Annotated in this window: 19 protein-coding genes; all 19 read left to right on the forward strand. The window is 56.1% G+C overall.

Annotated features, from left to right (window positions below; translation table 11 throughout):
• The first annotated feature begins 19 nt into the window (after nt 1-19).
• Nucleotides 20-4,222 (forward strand): DNA-directed RNA polymerase subunit beta', encoded by a 4,203-nt coding sequence (gene rpoC, locus KIG99_RS11600; protein ID WP_226460307.1) that lies wholly within the window; start codon nt 20-22, stop codon nt 4,220-4,222.
• A gap of 154 nt (nt 4,223-4,376) precedes the next feature.
• On the forward strand, nt 4,377-4,754 hold the full coding sequence (rpsL, locus tag KIG99_RS11605) for a 30S ribosomal protein S12 (protein WP_066879509.1): 378 nt from the start codon (nt 4,377-4,379) through the stop codon (nt 4,752-4,754).
• A 111-nt stretch (nt 4,755-4,865) separates the two neighbouring features.
• On the forward strand, nt 4,866-5,336 hold the full coding sequence (gene rpsG, locus KIG99_RS11610) for a 30S ribosomal protein S7 (protein ID WP_119489312.1): 471 nt from the start codon (nt 4,866-4,868) through the stop codon (nt 5,334-5,336).
• 17 nt (nt 5,337-5,353) lie between these two features.
• Nucleotides 5,354-7,447, forward strand: a complete 2,094-nt coding sequence (gene fusA / locus KIG99_RS11615; RefSeq protein WP_226460308.1) for an elongation factor G — start codon at nt 5,354-5,356, stop codon at nt 7,445-7,447.
• Nucleotides 7,448-7,464: 17 nt separating this feature from the next.
• The gene (gene tuf / locus KIG99_RS11620; RefSeq protein ID WP_226460302.1) at nt 7,465-8,655 is read left to right on the forward strand and encodes an elongation factor Tu; all 1,191 of its coding nucleotides are present in this window, start codon (nt 7,465-7,467) and stop codon (nt 8,653-8,655) included.
• Nucleotides 8,656-8,717: 62 nt separating this feature from the next.
• Entirely contained in the window at nt 8,718-9,029 is a 312-nt protein-coding gene (gene rpsJ / locus KIG99_RS11625; RefSeq protein ID WP_011286086.1) for a 30S ribosomal protein S10, read from the forward strand.
• Nucleotides 9,030-9,138: 109 nt separating this feature from the next.
• Nucleotides 9,139-9,777: a 50S ribosomal protein L3 gene (gene rplC, locus KIG99_RS11630; RefSeq protein ID WP_226442099.1), complete on the forward strand. Its 639-nt coding sequence runs from the start codon at nt 9,139-9,141 to the stop codon at nt 9,775-9,777.
• Nucleotides 9,778-9,786: 9 nt separating this feature from the next.
• Nucleotides 9,787-10,410: a 50S ribosomal protein L4 gene (gene rplD, locus KIG99_RS11635; RefSeq protein ID WP_226442100.1), complete on the forward strand. Its 624-nt coding sequence runs from the start codon at nt 9,787-9,789 to the stop codon at nt 10,408-10,410.
• On the forward strand, nt 10,407-10,709 hold the full coding sequence (gene rplW, locus KIG99_RS11640; protein ID WP_226442101.1) for a 50S ribosomal protein L23: 303 nt from the start codon (nt 10,407-10,409) through the stop codon (nt 10,707-10,709). Before rplD ends, rplW begins: the two co-directional genes overlap by 4 nt.
• Entirely contained in the window at nt 10,709-11,536 is an 828-nt protein-coding gene (rplB, locus tag KIG99_RS11645; protein WP_226442102.1) for a 50S ribosomal protein L2, read from the forward strand. Before rplW ends, rplB begins: the two co-directional genes overlap by 1 nt.
• 10 nt (nt 11,537-11,546) lie before the next feature.
• Complete coding sequence (gene rpsS, locus KIG99_RS11650) at nt 11,547-11,822, forward strand: 30S ribosomal protein S19 (RefSeq protein WP_066879986.1); 276 nt, start codon at nt 11,547-11,549, stop codon at nt 11,820-11,822.
• Nucleotides 11,823-11,831: 9 nt separating this feature from the next.
• Nucleotides 11,832-12,161, forward strand: coding sequence for a 50S ribosomal protein L22 (rplV, locus tag KIG99_RS11655; RefSeq protein ID WP_168657806.1), 330 nt, complete (start codon nt 11,832-11,834; stop codon nt 12,159-12,161).
• Nucleotides 12,162-12,170: 9 nt separating this feature from the next.
• Nucleotides 12,171-12,956: a 30S ribosomal protein S3 gene (gene rpsC / locus KIG99_RS11660; RefSeq protein WP_226460309.1), complete on the forward strand. Its 786-nt coding sequence runs from the start codon at nt 12,171-12,173 to the stop codon at nt 12,954-12,956.
• Nucleotides 12,957-13,370: a 50S ribosomal protein L16 gene (gene rplP / locus KIG99_RS11665; RefSeq protein WP_150429715.1), complete on the forward strand. Its 414-nt coding sequence runs from the start codon at nt 12,957-12,959 to the stop codon at nt 13,368-13,370.
• Nucleotides 13,371-13,372: 2 nt separating this feature from the next.
• A complete protein-coding gene (gene rpmC / locus KIG99_RS11670) occupies nt 13,373-13,567 on the forward strand; it encodes a 50S ribosomal protein L29 (protein WP_027456670.1) in 195 nt (64 codons plus the stop codon).
• Nucleotides 13,564-13,830, forward strand: coding sequence for a 30S ribosomal protein S17 (gene rpsQ, locus KIG99_RS11675; RefSeq protein WP_226442104.1), 267 nt, complete (start codon nt 13,564-13,566; stop codon nt 13,828-13,830). Before rpmC ends, rpsQ begins: the two co-directional genes overlap by 4 nt.
• Nucleotides 13,831-13,984: 154 nt before the next feature.
• On the forward strand, nt 13,985-14,353 hold the full coding sequence (rplN, locus tag KIG99_RS11680) for a 50S ribosomal protein L14 (protein WP_028994194.1): 369 nt from the start codon (nt 13,985-13,987) through the stop codon (nt 14,351-14,353).
• Between the two features lie 10 nt (nt 14,354-14,363).
• The gene (gene rplX / locus KIG99_RS11685) at nt 14,364-14,681 is read left to right on the forward strand and encodes a 50S ribosomal protein L24 (RefSeq protein ID WP_226442105.1); all 318 of its coding nucleotides are present in this window, start codon (nt 14,364-14,366) and stop codon (nt 14,679-14,681) included.
• A gap of 9 nt (nt 14,682-14,690) precedes the next feature.
• A complete protein-coding gene (rplE, locus tag KIG99_RS11690) occupies nt 14,691-15,230 on the forward strand; it encodes a 50S ribosomal protein L5 (protein WP_226442106.1) in 540 nt (179 codons plus the stop codon).
• Nucleotides 15,231-15,234: the final 4 nt, after the last annotated feature.

A 15,234-nucleotide genomic window follows, 5' to 3' on the forward strand; every position in this document is an offset into this window, starting at 1 on the left:
TAGGGCTGGGAGTTAAACGATGAAAGCATTGCTCGATCTATTCAAGCAGGTAACCGCCGAAGAGGAATTTGACGCGATTACCATTGGTCTCGCCTCGCCCGAAAAGATCCGTTCCTGGTCCTACGGTGAAGTCAAGAAGCCGGAAACCATCAACTACCGTACCTTCAAGCCGGAACGCGACGGCCTTTTCTGCGCCAAGATCTTTGGCCCGATCAAGGATTACGAGTGCCTGTGCGGCAAGTACAAGCGCCTGAAGCATCGCGGCGTGATCTGCGAGAAGTGCGGTGTCGAAGTGACGCTGGCCAAGGTGCGTCGTGACCGCATGGGTCACATCGAACTGGCCTCGCCGACCGCCCATATCTGGTTCCTGAAGTCCCTGCCGTCGCGTCTTGGCATGGTGCTCGACATGACGCTGCGCGATATCGAACGCGTCCTGTACTTCGAAGCCTATGTGGTGACTGATCCGGGCATGGTCTCGAATCTGCAACGCAGCCAGTTGCTGACCGAAGAACAGTATCTGGAAATGATGGAAGAGCATGGCGATGAATTCCATGCTCTGATGGGTGCCGAAGGTATCCGCGAACTGCTGCGCAATCTCGATCTGCCGAGCGAAGTCGAATCGCTGCGCGCCGAACTCGAAGTCACCGGTTCCGAAGCTAAGAACAAGAAGCTGGCCAAGCGTCTGAAGATTCTCGAAGGCTTCCTGAAGTCCGGCATCAAGCCGGACTGGATGGTCCTCGAAGTCCTGCCAGTGCTGCCGCCGGATCTGCGTCCGCTGGTGCCGCTGGATGGCGGCCGCTTCGCGACCTCCGATCTGAATGACCTGTATCGTCGCGTCATCAACCGTAACAACCGTTTGAAGCGTCTGCTCGAGCTCAAGGCCCCGGAAATCATCGTGCGCAATGAAAAGCGCATGCTGCAGGAGTCGGTTGACTCCCTGCTCGACAACGGCCGTCGCGGCAAGGCAATGACTGGCGCTAACAAGCGTCCGCTGAAGTCGCTGGCCGACATGATCAAGGGCAAGGGCGGTCGTTTCCGTCAGAACTTGCTGGGTAAGCGCGTCGACTACTCCGGCCGTTCGGTCATCGTGGTCGGTCCGCAGCTCAAGCTGCATCAGTGCGGCCTGCCCAAGCTGATGGCCCTGGAGCTGTTCAAGCCCTTCATCTTCCACAAGCTGGAAGTGCTTGGCTACGCCACCACCATCAAGCAAGCCAAGAAGATGGTCGAAGGCCAGGAACCGGTCGTTTGGGACATCCTCGAAGATGTCATCCGCGAACATCCGGTCATGCTGAACCGTGCGCCGACCCTGCACCGTCTCGGTATCCAGGCATTCGAACCGACCCTGATCGAAGGCAAGGCCATTCAGCTGCATCCGCTCGTCTGCGCGGCGTTCAACGCCGACTTCGACGGTGACCAGATGGCTGTCCACGTTCCGCTGTCGCTCGAAGCGCAGATGGAAGCCCGTACCCTGATGCTGGCCTCGAACAATGTGCTGTCGCCTGCCAACGGCCAGCCGATCATCGTTCCGTCGCAGGATATCGTGTTGGGTCTGTACTACGCGACCCGCGAAAAGGTAAACGGCAAGGGTGAAGGCATGTACTTTGCCAACACCAATGAAATCGAACGTGCCATGGCGGCCGGCGAGCTTGATGTGCACTCGCGCATTTCGGTTCGCATTCCGCAATACGAGCCCGCAGCGGTCGACGGCGAATGGGACGAGAAAATCGTTCGCGTTGAGACCACGGCCGGTCGCGCCCTGCTTTCCAAGATCCTGCCGAAGGGCATGCCGTTCAAGAGCATTGACCGCGCCCTGAAGAAGAAGGAAATCTCCAAGCTGATCGACGAATCCTTCCGTCGTTGCGGCCTGAAGGAAACGGTGGTTTTCGCCGACAAGCTGATGCAGAACGGCTACGCCCTGGCAACCCGCGCCGGTATCTCCTTCTGTTCGGACGACATGCGCGTGCCTGCCAAGAAGCACGAGATCATTGCTGCTGCCGAAGCCGAAGTTAAGGAAATCGAGATCCAGTACACCAACGGTCTGGTGACCAATGGTGAGCGTTATAACAAGGTCGTCGATATCTGGGGTCGTACGGGCGACCAGGTCGCCAAGGTCATGATGGACGAACTCGGCCATGAAGAGACCATTGACCGTTACGGCAAGAAGGTCAAGCAGGACTCGTTCAACTCCATCTACATGATGGCCGACTCCGGTGCTCGCGGTTCCGCAGCCCAGATTCGTCAGTTGGCCGGTATGCGCGGCCTGATGGCGAAACCGGATGGCTCGATTATCGAAACCCCGATTACGACCAACTTCCGCGAAGGTCTGAACGTTCTTCAGTACTTCATTTCGACCCACGGCGCTCGTAAGGGTCTGGCTGATACGGCACTGAAGACCGCCAACTCCGGTTACCTGACCCGTCGTCTGGTCGATGTGACGCAGGATCTGGTCATCACCGAAGATGATTGTGGCACCAAGAACGGTTTTGCCGTGAAGGCCTTGGTCGAAGGCGGTGAAGTGATCGAGGCGCTGCGCGAGCGGATTCTTGGTCGCGTTACGGTCGACGATCTGGTTGATCCCGAAACCCAGGAAACAGTCATTTTCTCGGGCACCATGCTCGACGAAGACTTGGTCGATCTGATCGACAAGCTCGGTATCGATGAAGTCAAGGTTCGTACCCCGCTGACCTGCGATACGCGTTACGGCTTGTGCGCCAAGTGCTACGGTCGTGACCTCGGTCGCGGTTCGATGGTCAATGCTGGCGAGTCGGTCGGTGTTATTGCTGCCCAGTCGATCGGCGAGCCGGGTACCCAGCTCACCATGCGTACCTTCCACGTCGGTGGTGCGGCTTCCCGGGCAGCTGTTGCTTCCCAGGTCGAGTCGAAGTCGGCCGGTACGGTCCGCTTTACCGCGACCATGCGCTATGTCACCAGCGCCAAGGGTGAAAAGGTCGTCATTTCCCGTTCCGGCGAAGTGTTGATTACCGACGATCATGGTCGCGAGCGCGAACGCCACAAGGTTCCGTACGGCGCTATGCTGGCTGTCGATGATGGCAAGGTTGTCAAGGCTGGTATCAAGCTGGCAACCTGGGATCCGCATACCCGCCCGATCGTGACCGAGTATGCCGGTACCGTTCGCTTCGAAAATGTCGAAGAGGGTGTCACTGTTGCCAAGCAGGTTGATGATGTGACCGGCCTCTCGACGCTGGTTGTTATCGACAACAAGCGTGGCGGCAAGGCCGCAACCAAGGGGCTGCGCCCGGTGGTCAAGCTTCTCGACGAAAATGGTCAGGAAGTTCGTATTGCCGGCAGCGACCATCACGTTTCGATCGCCTTCCAGGTTGGCTCGATTATTTCCGTGCTCGATGGACAACAGGTTGGTGTCGGCGATGTGCTGGCCCGTATGCCGCAAGAGTCTGCCAAGACTCGCGACATTACCGGTGGTCTGCCACGGGTTGCCGAGTTGTTCGAAGCCCGTACGCCGAAGGATGCTTCGGTATTGGCCGAATATACCGGTACGATCAGCTTCGGCAAGGACACCAAGGGCAAGCAGCGTCTGGTGATCACCGATCTGGACGGCAATGTTCACGAATTCCTGATTTCCAAGGACAAGCACGTGCTGGTTCACGATGGTCAGGTCGTCAACAAGGGCGAAAAGATCGTCGAAGGTGAACCGGATCCGCACGATATTCTGCGTCTGCAAGGTGTCGAGGCGCTGGCGCGTTACATCACCGACGAAGTTCAGGACGTTTATCGTCTGCAAGGCGTGAAGATCAACGACAAGCACATTGAAGTGATCGTGCGTCAGATGCTGCGTCGTGTTGCGATTACCGAGCCGGGTGATACCAAGTTCATCAAGTCCGAACAAGTCGAACGTGCTGAACTGCTGGCCGAAAATGATCGCGTCCTGGCTGAAGGCAAACTGCCGGCCAACTTCGAGCACATGTTGCTCGGTATTACGAAGGCCTCCTTGTCGACCGACTCCTTCATCTCTGCCGCTTCCTTCCAGGAAACGACACGCGTCCTGACCGAAGCTGCGATCATGGGCAAGCGTGATGAACTGCGCGGTCTGAAGGAAAACGTTATCGTTGGTCGTCTTATCCCGGCTGGTACCGGTCTCGCTTATCACCGTGCCCGGAAGGCTGCGGCGGCCGGCGATACCTCGGCTATCCGCTTGGAGGCAGCAGACGAAGTTGTTGTTCAGGAAGCCGATCAGGCATCTTGAGTTTGTAAGCAATCCCCATGTTTCGTTGACATGGGGGTTGATCAACCATAAAATCTATGGTCTTTGTCGGCGGTGACTAATCATTGTCTCCGCTTTGGATAACAAAATTGCCGTCGTGCACCGCTGAGTGCCCGGCCGTTGAAGGAAGTTCGATATGCCGACTATCAACCAGCTCGTGCGCAAGCCGCGCGTTGCCGAGGTCACCAAGAGCAAGGTGCCTGCTCTGGAAAAATGCCCGCAAAAACGTGGCGTTTGCACCCGTGTTTACACCACCACCCCGAAAAAGCCGAACTCCGCTCTCCGTAAGGTTTGCAAGGTTCGCCTGACGAATGGCTTTGAAGTCATTTCGTACATCGGCGGTGAAGGTCACAACCTGCAGGAACACTCTGTGGTCCTGATCCGTGGCGGTCGTGTCAAGGATTTGCCGGGTGTGCGTTACCACACCGTGCGCGGCTCCCTGGATACCCAGGGCGTCAAAGATCGTAAGCAGTCCCGTTCCAAGTACGGGGCCAAGCGTCCGAAGGCTGCCTGATTCATTAGGCAGCTTAAGTAAGTGGCCGCCTTTTTGGGTGGTCGGGAGAGGCCGGGAGGGTAGAACCCTAGCCCGGCTTTTCAACTGAATCGTGTTTATTAAGAGGTTAATATGCCCCGTCGTCGTGAAGTACCTAAGCGTGACATTCTGCCGGATCCGAAGTTCGGTAATGTCGAAGTCTCCAAGTTTGTAAACGCCATCATGCAAAGCGGCAAGAAGTCGGTTGCCGAGCGTATTGTTTACGGCGCTTTCGAGATCATTACCACCAAGGGTGGCAAGGATCCGCTCGAAGTGTTCAGTGCAGCCATGGGTAACGTCAAGCCGATGGTCGAGGTTAAGTCCCGTCGTGTTGGTGGTGCCAACTACCAGGTGCCGGTTGAAGTTCGTCCGGCGCGTCGTGCTGCTTTGGCCATGCGCTGGTTGCGCGAGTCCGCTCGCAAGCGTTCGGAAAAGTCCATGGGTCAGCGTCTGGCTGCCGAAATGCTGGAAGCTGCTGAAAATCGCGGCGGCGCCGTCAAGAAGCGTGACGAAGTGCACCGTATGGCTGAAGCCAACAAGGCTTTTGCTCACTTCCGCTTCTAATTTCAAAGGGCTTTAACGTGGCACGTAAAACTCCCATCGAGCGCTACCGCAATATCGGTATCAGCGCGCACATCGACGCCGGCAAGACGACGACGACAGAACGTATCCTTTTCTACACCGGTGTGAATCACAAGATCGGTGAAGTTCATGATGGCGCCGCCACCATGGACTGGATGGAGCAGGAACAAGAGCGCGGCATCACCATTACTTCCGCTGCTACCACCTGCTTCTGGAGTGGCATGGACAAGCAGTTCCAGCCGCACCACATCAATATCATCGATACTCCGGGGCACGTTGACTTCACGATTGAAGTTGAGCGCTCCATGCGTGTTCTCGACGCTGCCTGCATGGTCTATTGTGCGGTCGGTGGTGTGCAGCCGCAGTCGGAAACCGTTTGGCGTCAGGCCAACAAGTACGGCGTGCCGCGTCTGGCTTTCGTGAACAAGATGGACCGTTCCGGTGCCAACTTCTTCAAGGTGGTCGATCAGCTCAAGCTGCGTCTGAAAGCTAATCCCGTGCCTATCGTTATTCCGATCGGTGCTGAGGAAAAGTTCGAGGGTGTCGTTGATCTGATCAGAATGAAGGCAATCTTCTGGGATGAGGCTTCGCAGGGCATGAAGTACGAAGCCCGCGATATTCCGGCTGATCTGGTTGATGATGCTAATGATTGGCGTGAGCAGATGGTTGAAGCGGCTGCCGAGGCCTCTGAAGAGCTGATGAATCGTTACCTGGAAAATGGCGAGCTTTCCGAAGCCGACATCATTCTTGGTTTGCGTACCCGTACTCTTGCCTGCGAAATCCAGCCGATGTTGTGCGGTACCGCGTTCAAGAACAAGGGTGTGCAGCGCATGCTTGACGCTGTGATCGAGTTGCTGCCGTCGCCGATTGATATCCCGCCGGTCAAGGGTATTCTCGAGAATGAAACTGAAGGCGAGCGTCGTGCAGCTGATGACGAGGCTTTCTCCGCTCTGGCGTTCAAGATCATGACCGACCCGTTCGTTGGTCAGCTCATCTTCTTCCGCGTCTATTCCGGTGTGATCAACTCTGGCGATACCGTCTACAACCCGGTCAAGGGTCGTAAGGAGCGTCTGGGTCGCATCCTGCAGATGCACGCCAATCAGCGCGAAGAAATCAAGGAAGTGCGCGCTGGCGACATCGCTGCTGCCGTGGGTCTGAAAGAGGCCACCACCGGCGACACGCTGTGCGATCCGCAAAAGGTCATTACCCTTGAGCGCATGATCTTCCCGGAGCCGGTGATTCACGTTGCCGTCGAACCGAAGACCAAGGCCGACCAGGAAAAGATGGGTCTGGCGCTGGGTCGTCTGGCGCAGGAAGATCCGTCCTTCCGTGTGCGTACCGATGAAGAATCTGGCCAAACCATTATTTCAGGTATGGGTGAATTGCACCTGGAAATTCTGGTTGACCGTATGCGCCGCGAATTCAACGTTGATGCTTCCGTCGGTGCTCCGCAGGTGGCTTACCGCGAATGCATCAAGAAGTCGGTTGAGCAGGAAGGCAAGTTCGTCAAGCAGTCTGGTGGTCGTGGTCAGTTCGGTCACGTCTGGCTCAAGATTGAACCGAACGAAGCTGGTAAGGGTTACGAATTCGTCGATGCCATCAAGGGCGGTGTTGTTCCGCGTGAATTCATCCCGGCGGTTGACAAGGGCTTGCGCGATGCCGTGACCAGTGGTGTTCTGGCTGGCTTCCCGGTTGTTGATGTCAAGTTCACGCTGTTCGATGGTTCCTACCACGACGTTGACTCGAACGAAAACGCCTTCCGTATGGCTGCTTCCATGGCTTTCAAGGAAGGCATGAAGAAAGCCAGCCCGACGCTGCTCGAGCCGATGATGGCGGTTGAGGTCGAAACCCCGGAAGACTACATGGGTAACGTGATGGGCGACCTTTCTTCCCGCCGTGGCATCGTCCAGGGTATGGAAGATCAGGTTGGTGGCATCAAGCTCGTCAAGGCTGAAGTGCCGCTGTCCGAAATGTTTGGTTACTCGACCTCCCTGCGTTCGTTGTCGCAAGGTCGTGCGACCTACTCGATGGAATTCAAGCACTACACCGAAGCGCCGAAGAACGTCGCTGAGGCTGTCATTAACAAGAAGTAATTGCTGGAGAACCGATAATGGCAAAAGAGAAATTTGAACGTACCAAGCCGCACGTAAACGTCGGCACGATTGGTCACGTTGACCACGGCAAGACGACCCTGACGGCTGCGATCACCACGGTGCTGGCTGCCAAGTTTGGTGGTGCTGCCAAGGCATACGACCAGATTGATGCGGCGCCGGAAGAAAAGGCTCGTGGTATTACCATCAATACCGCGCACGTCGAATACGAAACCGCGAATCGTCACTACGCCCACGTTGACTGCCCGGGCCACGCCGACTACGTCAAGAACATGATTACCGGTGCTGCCCAGATGGACGGCGCCATTCTGGTTTGTTCCGCTGCTGACGGCCCGATGCCGCAGACTCGCGAACACATCCTCCTGGCTCGCCAGGTTGGTGTGCCGTACGTTCTGGTGTACATGAACAAGTGCGACATGGTTGATGATGCCGAGCTGCTCGAGCTGGTCGAAATGGAACTGCGCGAGCTGCTCTCCAAGTACGACTTCCCGGGTGATGACACCCCGATCGTTCATGGTTCTGCTCTGAAGGCTCTGGAAGGCGACCAGTCCGAAATCGGCGAGCCGTCGATCTTCCGTCTGGCCGATGCGCTGGATTCCTACATTCCGACCCCGGAGCGCGCTGTTGATCTGCCGTTCCTGATGCCGGTTGAAGACGTCTTCTCGATCTCTGGTCGCGGTACTGTGGTGACCGGTCGTATCGAGCGCGGCATTGTCAAGGTTGGTGAAGAAATCGAGATCGTCGGTATCCGTCCGACCGTCAAGACCACCTGTACTGGTGTTGAAATGTTCCGCAAGCTGCTCGACCAAGGTCAGGCTGGCGATAACGTTGGCGCACTGCTGCGCGGTACCAAGCGTGAAGATGTTGAGCGTGGTCAAGTGCTGTGCAAGCCGGGTTCGATCACCCCGCACACCCACTTCACCGGCGAAGTGTATGTTCTGTCGAAGGACGAAGGCGGTCGTCATACCCCGTTCTTCAACAACTACCGTCCGCAGTTCTACTTCCGCACGACCGACGTGACCGGTGCGATTTCGCTGCCGGAAGGCGTTGAAATGGTTATGCCGGGTGACAACATCCAGATGACGGTCAAGCTGATTGCTCCGATCGCCATGGAAGATGGTCTGCGCTTCGCTATCCGCGAAGGTGGTCGTACCGTTGGCGCCGGTGTTGTCGCCAAGATCATCGAGTAATTCGTTCTTTGTGAAAAATCGGGGTGAGGGGAGCTTCACCCCATCGTTCTTTGGAAAACAAAATGGCAAACCAGAAAATCCGTATCCGTCTCAAGGCTTTCGATTATCGTTTGATCGATCAATCCGCTCAGGAAATCGTTGAGACGGCCAAGCGCACTGGCGCCGTTGTTCGTGGTCCGGTGCCGCTGCCGACCCGCAAGCAGCGTTTTGACATCCTGCGTTCGCCGCACGTCAACAAGGCTTCGCGTGATCAGCTGGAGATTCGTACCCATCTTCGTCTGATGGATATCGTTGATCCGACCGATAAGACGGTTGACGCGCTGATGAAGCTGGATCTGCCGGCTGGTGTGGACGTCGAAATCAAGTTGCAGTAATAAAGGGTTGCGGATATAATCCGCGCCTTTCGGGGGTGGCCGTCACTGGCTGCCCATTTGTTGTTTTACATCGACCGGCCAATCGCAGCCGGCGATGAGGAGAATAACCATGAGTCTAGGCCTTGTTGGTCGCAAGGTTGGCATGACTCGCATTTTTGCTGAGGATGGTGCTTCCATTCCGGTAACTGTGCTTGACGTGTCCAACAATCGCGTGACCCAAGTAAAAACGCCGGAGATCGATGGCTACGCAGCCATTCAGGTCGGTTTCGGCAAGCGCCGTGCCTCCCGCGTTTCCAAGCCCATTGCTGGCCATCTGGCCAAGGCGGGTGTGGAAGCCGGGCATGTCCTCAAGGAGTTCCGTATCGATGCTGAGCAGCTGGCCACTTTCAAGGCTGGCGATCAGATTGCTGTCACCATTTTCGCCGAAGGGCAAAAAGTGGATGTGACCGGCACTTCCATCGGTAAGGGTTTCCAGGGCGGCATCAAGCGTCACAACTTCAGTTCCAACCGTGCTACCCACGGTAACTCGCTGTCGCATAACGCGCCGGGTTCCATTGGTATGGCGCAGGATCCGGGTCGTGTTTTCCCGGGTAAGCGCATGGCTGGTCATATGGGTGATGTGCAGTCCACGATGCAGGGCTTGACGGTTGTTCGCGTCGATGCCGAGCGTCAGCTTCTGCTGGTTCGTGGCGCCGTTCCTGGTGCCAAGGGTGCCGACATTGTCGTGCGTCCGGCAGTCAAGGCTTAAGGGGGCGACATGGAACTCAATGTAATTAACGAGCAGGGACAAGAAGCTGCAAAGCTGCAGGCTTCCGACGTGCTTTTCGGTCGCGACTTCAATGAAGCGTTGGTGCACCAGATCGTTGTGGCCTATCAGGCCAATGCGCGCTCCGGTGATCGTCAGCAGAAGGATCGCTCGGAAGTTCGTCATACCACCACCAAGCCGTGGCGCCAAAAGGGTACGGGTCGTGCTCGTGCTGGTAGTAATGGCAGTCCGTTGTGGCGTGGGGGCGGTCGGATTTTCCCGAATTCGCCCGAAGAAAATTTCAGCCAGAAGGTTAACAAGAAGATGTTCCGCGCCGGTATGGCCGCGATTCTCTCCGAGTTGGCCCGTCAAGGTCGCTTGGTCGTCATCGACGATCTGACCATTGATGCTCCCAAGACCAAACTCTTCTCGCAAAAGCTGAAGACCTTGGGTCTGGAAGGCAATCTTCTGGTGGTTACGGATGTGCTCAGCGAGAATCTGTACCTCTCGTCGCGCAACCTGCCGAATGTTCTGGTGCTTGAAGCTCAGGAAGCTGATCCGGTCTCTCTGGTTCGCTTTGCCAAGGTTTTGGTTACCAAGAATGCAGTGGCCAAGTTCGAGGAGATGTGGGGATGAACCAACAACGTCTGATGCAGGTGCTGCTGGCGCCGCAAATCTCCGAAAAGGCTACCTACATTGCCGAGAAGTATGAGCAAGTAATCTTCCGTGTTGCTTCCGATGCTACCAAGCCGGAAATCAAGGCCGCGGTCGAGTTGTTGTTCAAGGTTGAGGTTGAGTCCGTTCAGGTCGCCAACGTCAAGGGCAAGGTCAAGCGTTTCAAGGGGTCGGTTGGTCGTCGCAAGGGCTGGAAGAAAGCCTACGTGAGTCTGAAGCCGGGCCAGGAAATTAATTTTGTTGAAGGGGGGAATGCCTAATGGCACTCGTTAAAGTCAAGCCGACTTCCCCCGGCCGTCGTGCCGTGGTGCAGGTCGTCAATCCGAATCTGCACAAGGGTAAGCCGTTTGCTGCCCTGGTTGAGGCGAAGTCGGGTAATGCCGGTCGCAACAACAATGGTCGTATCACGGTTCGTCACCAAGGTGGCGGTCACAAGCAGTCCTATCGTGTCATCGATTTCAAGCGCAACAAGGACGGTATTCCGGCCAAGGTTGAGCGTCTTGAGTATGACCCGAACCGTACTGCCAATATCGCTTTGGTTTGCTACGCCGATGGCGAGCGTCGTTACGTGATTGCCAACAAGGGCATGGTTGTCGGTCAGCAGATCATGAGCGGCTCCGAAGCTCCGATCAAGTCCGGTAATGCACTTCCGATTCGCAATATTCCGGTCGGTACCACCATTTGCTGCGTCGAAATGATGCCAGGCAAAGGGGCTCAGTTGGCCCGTTCGGCCGGTACGTCGGTTCAGTTGCTGGCACGTGAAGGTACCTATGCGCAGATCCGTCTGCGCTCCGGCGAAGTGCGTCGCGTTCATGTTGAGTGTCGCGCCACAATCGGTGAAGTTGGTAACGAAGAAAACAACCTTCGCAAGTTCGGCAAGGCCGGTGCTATGCGTTGGCGTGGTATTCGCCCGACTGTTCGTGGTACTGCCATGAACCCGGTTGATCACCCGCACGGTGGTGGTGAAGGTCGTACTGGCGAAGGTCGTGTGCCGGTTAACCCGTGGGGTCAGCCTACCAAGGGTTACCGCACTCGCAGCAACAAGCGCACGGACAGCATGATCGTTCAGCGCCGTCATAAGCGTTAAGGGGTAGGAAATGGGACGTTCTCTCAAAAAAGGCCCGTTTGTTGATGCGTATCTGATCGACAAAGTCGAAGCAGTTCGCGCCACAAGCGACAAGCGCCCGATCAAGACCTGGTCGCGTCGTTCGACGATCCTCCCCGAGTTTATCGGTCTGACGATCGCTGTTCATAATGGCAAGCAGCATATTCCGGTGTTCGTCACCGAAAATATGGTCGGTCACAAGCTCGGCGAGTTCTCGCTGACCCGGACGTTCAAGGGTCACACCGCCGGCAAAAAGGCCAAGAAGTAAGGAGCTGACATGGAAACTCGTGCAAGTCTGCGGGGCGTACGCCTCTCTGCGCAAAAAGGTCGCCTCGTTGCTGATCTGGTGCGTGGCAAGCCGGTTGGTCAGGCTCTGAACATCCTGGCATTCTCCCCGAAAAAGGGAGCTGGTATCGTCAAGAAGGTTCTGGAGTCGGCTATCGCCAACGCCGAACACAATGACGGCGCTGATATCGACGAACTCAAGGTGAAAATCATCTACGTCGAAAAAGGCATGGTGCTCAAGCGCTTTACCGCGCGCGCCAAGGGTCGTGGCAATCGGATCGTAAAGCCGACCTGCCATATCTATCTGACCGTTGGTAACTAAGGAATAGCCATGGGACAGAAAATACATCCGACTGGCTTCCGTCTGGCCGTCACCAAGAACTGGAGTTCGCGCTGGTATGCAGCCAGCAAGGACTTCCCGGGCATGCTGAACGAAGACATCAAGGTTCGCGAATATCTCAAGCGTAAGCTCGCTCACGCTTCGGTTGGTCGTGTCCTGATTGAGCGTCCGGCCAAGAATGCTCGCGTTACCGTTTTCTCCGCTCGTCCGGGCGTGGTCATCGGCAAGAAGGGTGAGGACATCGAACAACTGCGTACGGATCTTCAGCGCATCATGGGCGTTCCTGTTCATGTGTCAATCGAAGAAATCCGCAAGCCGGAAATCGATGCTCAGCTGATTGCTGATTCGATCGCCCAGCAGCTCGAAAAGCGCATCATGTTCCGTCGCGCAATGAAGCGTGCGATGCAGAATGCAATGCGTCTTGGTGCCCAGGGCATCAAGGTGATGAGCGCTGGTCGTTTGAACGGTGCTGAAATCGCTCGTAGCGAGTGGTATCGCGAAGGTCGCGTGCCACTTCATACGCTGCGCGCCAATATCGACTATGCAACCTCTGAAGCTCTGACCACGTACGGCATCATCGGTATCAAGGTCTGGGTTTACAAGGGTGACATGCTTGATCGCAACGAGCAGCCGGAAGTTGTTGAGCCGGTGGCTGATGATCGCAAGCCGCGTCGTAATCCGGGTAAGCCGGAAGGCGACAAGCCGCGTACCCGTACGGTGAAAAAGCCGGAAGGTGACGGCGCTCCGGCCAAGCGTGTAAGAAAGGCAGGTGCCTAAATGCTGCAACCGAATCGTCGCAAGTTCCGCAAGGAGCACAAAGGCCGCAATGAAGGTCTGGCGACCCGTGGTACGAAGGTTTCCTTCGGCGAATGGGGCCTTAAGGCCATTGGCCGTGGTCGTCTGACTGCGCGTCAAATCGAAGCAGCTCGTCGTGCCATGACCCGTCACATTAAACGTGGCGGCCGTATCTGGATCCGTATTTTCCCGGACAAGCCGATTTCCAAGAAGCCGGCGGAAGTTCGTATGGGTAACGGTAAGGGTAATCCGGAGTACTGGGTTGCCGAAATCCAGCCGGGCAAGGTGCTTTATGAGATGGATGGTGTCAATGAAGCGCTGGCTCGCGAGGCATTTGCCCTTGCTGCTGCCAAGTTGCCGATTGCTACCACCTTCGTGACTCGTCATCTGGGGTAATCATGAAAGCTAGTGAACTGAGAACCAAGAGCGTGGACGAGCTCAACAAGGAATTGCTGGACCTTCTGAAGGCCCAGTTCGGTCTGCGTATGCAGCTTGCTACCCAGCAGCTGTCCAATACCAGCCAAATGTCCAAGGTGCGTCGCGACATTGCTCGCGTCCGCACGCTTATCCGTGAAAAGGCGGTGCAGCAATGAGCGAGACCTCCAGTATCAAGCGCACTCTGATCGGTCGTGTCGTTAGCGACAAGATGGAGAAGACGGTTACCGTCCTCGTCGAACGTAAGGTCAAGCACCCGATGTACGGCAAGATCATGGTCCGTTCGAAGAAGTACCATGCCCATAACGAAGGCAATACGGCCCGTGCAGGCGATCTCGTCGAGATCGTCGAAACCCGTCCGATGTCCCGTACCAAGACCTGGGCAGTGACCAGCGTTCTGGAAAAAGCGATCGTCGTCTGACGAAAGTTTCCATAAACGCTTGCGTAGTTTAAAAGAGGCCGGTATAATCCGGCTTCTTTTTTGCTGCTGGCCAGTTCTGGGCACGGCAAAGGTGTTCGACCCGTACGGGTTCCAAGACTGACCGCGCAAGCGGATTAAGTTGGAGTAAATTTAAATGATTCAGATGCAGACAACTCTGGATGTCGCCGATAACACCGGCGCACGTTCAGTAATGTGTATCAAAGTGCTGGGTGGATCCAAGCGTCGCTATGCGGGCATTGGTGACATCATCAAGGTCAGCATCAAGGATGCTGCCCCGCGTGGTCGTGTCAAGAAGGGTGATGTTTACAACGCTGTGGTGGTTCGTACCGCCAAGGGTGTTCGTCGTCCGGATGGCTCGCTGGTGCGCTTTGATGGCAATGCCGCCGTTCTTCTCAACAACAAGCTCGAGCCGATCGGCACGCGCATCTTTGGCCCGGTAACCCGCGAACTGCGTACCGAGCGCTTCATGAAGATCGTGTCCCTGGCTCCTGAAGTGCTGTAAGGAGAAATACATGGAAAAGATTCGTAAAGGTGACGACGTCGTCGTCATTACCGGTAAAGACAAGGGCAAGCGCGGTACTGTGCTGAGTCGTGTCGGTGAAGAGCATGTGCTCGTTGAGGGTGTCAATCGTGCCAAGAAGCACGTTAAGCCGAATCCTGTTAAGGGTGTGGCTGGTGGCATCGTTGACAAAGATATGCCGATTCATCTCTCCAATGTTGCGCTCTTCAATCCCGCGACCAAGAAGGCTGACCGTGTCGGCTTCAAGGCGCTCGAAGATGGCCGCAAGGTTCGCGTGTTCAAGTCGAACGGCGAACTGGTAAACGCATAAGGAGCAGTCATGGCGCGTTTGCAGCAGTTTTACAAAGAAACCGTCGTTGGCGACATGTCGAAGCAATTCGGCTACAAGTCAGTGATGGAAGTGCCGCGTATCACCAAGATCACCCTGAACATGGGTGTTGGTGAGGCTGTGGCTGACAAAAAAGTACTCGAGAATGCCGTTGGCGACATGCAGAAGATCGCAGGTCAGAAGCCGGTTACGACCAAGGCCCGCAAGTCCATTGCTGGCTTCAAGATTCGTGATGGTTATCCGATCGGTTGTATGGTTACCCTGCGTGGTCCCCGCATGTTCGAGTTCCTTGATCGTCTGGTTACCGTCGCTTTGCCGCGTGTTCGCGACTTCCGTGGTATCTCCGGCAAGGGCTTTGATGGCCAGGGTAACTACAACATGGGCGTCAAAGAACAGATCATTTTCCCGGAAATCGAGTACGACAAGATCGATGCTCTCCGGGGCATGAATATCAGTATCACCACGACCGCAAAGACCGATGCAGAAGCGAAAGCTCTGCTCGCAGCGTTCAAGTTCCCGTTCAAGAATTGAGGCA

Origin of the sequence: Quatrionicoccus australiensis (assembly GCF_020510425.1) — a bacterium.
GTDB lineage: Bacteria > Pseudomonadota > Gammaproteobacteria > Burkholderiales > Rhodocyclaceae > Azonexus > Azonexus australiensis_A.